Below are 3,558 nucleotides of genomic sequence, written 5' to 3'. Positions count from 1 at the left end.
CGTTAAAAGCGTCGCAAGCAGGCTGTACACTAAAATCAAATGAAAGGATAACACAAACTGCGCTTTTAACGTCGCCCGGTTCATCCATTTTTTTATTTTACCCATTTGTAGCCAATGCCCCAAACGGTCGAGATATAAGGTGTTTCGTCATATTTTAATAGTTTTGCTCTAATTTTCTTCACGTGTTCCGTAATCGTAGACGAATCTCCTTCTGCGTCATAGCCCCAAACTTTTTCATACAGCTGCTCACGTGTAAACACTTGACCTGGATGAAGAGCCAGAAAATGAAGAATCTCAAATTCTCTTGAAGTAAACGGAATGACTTCATTGCTATGTAAAATTTGATAGCCGTTTAAATCGATGGTTAACTCTCCAAAGTGAAGCCTGTTATAGGAATTGCTGCTAATTCTCTGCTCTCGGCGCAGATGAGCATAAATGCGGGCTTTTAGTTCCTTCATGCTAAAAGGTTTAACTAAATAATCATCCCCGCCCACTAATAGTCCTTTTATCCGGTCCTGCTCCGTTTGTTTGGCGCTTAAAAAGATAATGGGGCATGATATGCTTTTTCGGATCATTTCACAAAGTGCAAAGCCGTCCATACCTGGCATCATCACATCGAGCACAATTAAGTCTGGATTTATCTTTAACTTTTTTAAAGCTTCCTGCCCTTCGTAAGCAAACACCACCTCATATCCTTCATCACTCAGCGCATCTTTCATAAATGAAATAATGTCTTTTTCGTCGTCCACTAGTAAAATTGTTTGGTTCATCTCCAGCTCACCCTACCCATTCTTTCTTTTTCCACACGAATAGGTTTATTATAAGGCTAATGAGCAAAATTGGAAATAATAGGTTTGCTAAAAATTCAGAGTTAGACTTACTTAATTCATGAAAAACAGAATCGGTTACGGAGAAAAAGAAGCTTAGTTTATCTGACACATACACGCTTCCAATCAAAGCACCAATAGTTGCTACGTAAGATAAAATGGAATTAGGCATAAGAACACTCAGGATACTCCCGATGCTAATAACCGCTATAAAGATACAAAAACAAATGCCGTAAAATTTGAGCGAATACAGCAACGCCCCTAGAGTCCCTAACGTATGTCCGCCTAAAAACGTCGTTTCATTCACATGAGGCATAGCTATTTTTCCAAGACACGTCCCCCATACCCAAGTAATACACAAAATAAGAAAAACTAGTAAACATTGAACGGTCCACTTTACAAAAAACAGCTTCAAACGATGATGCGGTCGAATTAATACCATACGCAGCGCTCCGGACGTGTACTCGCCGTTAAAACTATCTGCCACAAACATAGGAATGATAATAAACGTAATTACAAACGATAGGTCTCGAAGAAGCAGCGGTGCTGCATTTAAAGAATCAATTTTCACGTCATGGTCTGCATCAAAAAACGAAATGCCTCCCCTTTGAAAGAAAATGAACCAAATAAAAGCAAGTAATCCTATGTACACACCTAGTACCACCGCTGTTTTTTTTCGTTTAAACGTTCGCTCTAATTCACTGATAAAAAGTCCTGTCATAGTTTCTTCTCTCCTTTTATAAAAATGATTCTTTTTTCCGAATCGCTACATACGTTAAACCGCTAAAGAATAAAATATAAAAGCCTAAAACACCGAAATTCCACCCTACAAACTGCGGTTTTTCTGCCATCATGACTGTAATGCCCTGCCATTAAATCATCGGTATAGAAGTAAAAAACAGCTGTCCAAAAAGCTCTTCACTCATCCACTGCCTAAATCCCGTTAATAAAGTCGGATACGAAAATGAGATTAGTATAAAAGCAACGCCAATTCCAACAGCCGTAGTAGTTGTTTTGCTGATAACCGAAATAAAAAACAGCACACAGCATATCGCAATCGTCGTTAAATAGGCATATCCATAGAATGAAAGATTATATACTAGCGCTGCTTTTATACTAAAAGCATGACTGTGATAAAACACAAAGTAGCTTTGCGGGTGTTCAAACAGCAAAAAGCCTATCATATAGCTCATACAAAAATACGTCATAAAAAACAGTAAATTAAACAGCAGAAGCACTATAGCTTTTGCGATGATGATTTCTTTAAACGAATACGAGCGTATCATGACCATTCGCAGCTGTCCTGACCGGTACTCTTCAGTAACAACGAGCGTAATAAAAACTAAGAACATGGCATTAAAAACGGTAAATAACATTTCGGCTAAGCTCAGCACAGGAAAGTTTCCCGCAAACGTATACTCCGGTAAATCGACTGTGAGTGCTCCGTTTTGTTTTTGGAGATAAGATGAAGCAACTAACAGTACCACAGGCACTAATAGAAAGGTCAGCCACGTCACTTTTCGTTTCCAAAGTCTTTCCCACTCCGCTACTAGCAGCTCCTTCATTGTGACACCAGCTCTACAAACGCATCTTCAAGATTTTTACCGGATGCTAACTGATCTAAAGCGCCGTCCCACATTAGCTCTCCTTCTCTCATCACAACAATTTGATCACATACTCGCTGTAATTCATCCAGCAAATGACTAGAAATCAAAATCGTTTTGTTATAGTCGCGTTTTAAGGTGAAAAGCAGCTCGCGCAGTTCACGTACGCCCATTGGATCTAAGCCGTTGGCCGGCTCATCCAGTATTAATAAGTCCGGGTCGCCTAAAAGCGCTTGAGCAATACCGAGTCTTTGCTTCATCCCAAGAGAATACGTTCGAACTTTATCGTTTTCTCTGCCGGTTAATCCCACAATATCAAGCACTTCTTTTACTTTTTGTTGCCTTTCTTGCTTTGTGTGAAATGAATGCAGCCGAGCTAAATTTGTCAGGTTTTCTTTTCCCGTCATATAAGGAAAAAAGATGGGCGACTCCACAATTGCGCCAACACTCTGCAGCGCTTCTTTTCTTTGTGAAAGAATGGTTTTGTTATTAATAAAAACTTCTCCCCCGGTTGGTTTAATCAATCCCGTCAATAAACGAATTAAAGTCGTTTTACCAGCTCCGTTTGGCCCTAGCAGTCCGCATATTTCCCCTTCGTTAATTTGAAATGATACTTCTTTTACTAAGTGACGGCGTCTTACTTTTTTCGAAACGCTTTTCACGTCTAAAATGATATTTTTCATATTAAATCCCCCCCTACACGTAGTATAGGAGGGATTTATAAAGAATTTATAAAGTTTATAAAAATTATCGTACAGGTTTTTTGGCAATGATAAATGCTGCAGCTGCAAACAAAAGTAAACATACGGATAAAAACAAGTAGCCAACACCTTCAAAGCCTCTTACTTCTACATAACCAATATAAAAGAGAACAACAGCAGCCATAACGGTTAGAATTGAAGGAATCACTCTAATGCCCTTGTTCCACTTCATCTTTCTGAACAGCCAGGTTACAAGAAGTACAAGTACACCTGGAAGCAGTGCAATAAGCAAAGGACCGCCTATCATCATCATCTATCAACCTTTCAAGATATCTGTTATTGAGGAACATATGCAGAAAAATATTTAAGTGCTGTGTTTAATTTAGTTTTTTATTCCCTTTTCCGTAAATCACAACTGTGTAAGCT

5 protein-coding genes are annotated in these 3,558 nt (G+C 38.9%); all 5 read right to left on the bottom strand.

Going from position 1 to position 3,558, the window contains the following annotated elements; translation table 11 throughout:
• Nucleotides 1-92: 92 nt before the first annotated feature.
• The 5 genes from RB298_RS23595 to RB298_RS23575 all read right to left on the bottom strand — a co-directional run bounded on the left by RB298_RS23595 (nt 93) and on the right by RB298_RS23575 (nt 3,445).
• The gene (locus RB298_RS23595; RefSeq protein WP_164795965.1) at nt 93-770 is read right to left on the bottom strand and encodes a response regulator transcription factor; all 678 of its coding nucleotides are present in this window, start codon (nt 768-770) and stop codon (nt 93-95) included.
• Nucleotides 771-777: 7 nt separating this feature from the next.
• On the bottom strand, nt 778-1,548 hold the full coding sequence (locus tag RB298_RS23590) for an ABC transporter permease (protein WP_486048859.1): 771 nt from the start codon (nt 1,546-1,548) through the stop codon (nt 778-780).
• 151 nt (nt 1,549-1,699) lie between these two features.
• Entirely contained in the window at nt 1,700-2,392 is a 693-nt protein-coding gene (locus RB298_RS23585) for an ABC transporter permease (RefSeq protein WP_486048857.1), read from the bottom strand.
• Entirely contained in the window at nt 2,389-3,114 is a 726-nt protein-coding gene (locus RB298_RS23580) for an ABC transporter ATP-binding protein (RefSeq protein ID WP_486048855.1), read from the bottom strand. Before RB298_RS23580 ends, RB298_RS23585 begins: the two co-directional genes overlap by 4 nt.
• Nucleotides 3,115-3,178: 64 nt before the next feature.
• A complete protein-coding gene (locus tag RB298_RS23575) occupies nt 3,179-3,445 on the bottom strand; it encodes a hypothetical protein (protein ID WP_486048853.1) in 267 nt (88 codons plus the stop codon).
• Nucleotides 3,446-3,558 lie beyond the last annotated feature (113 nt).

The sequence above is a fragment of the Priestia sp. BR_2 genome (assembly GCF_041954005.1).
GTDB lineage: Bacteria > Bacillota > Bacilli > Paenibacillales > Paenibacillaceae > Paenibacillus_AQ > Paenibacillus_AQ lautus_A.
This window is presented reverse-complemented; position numbering and strand designations above follow the sequence as displayed.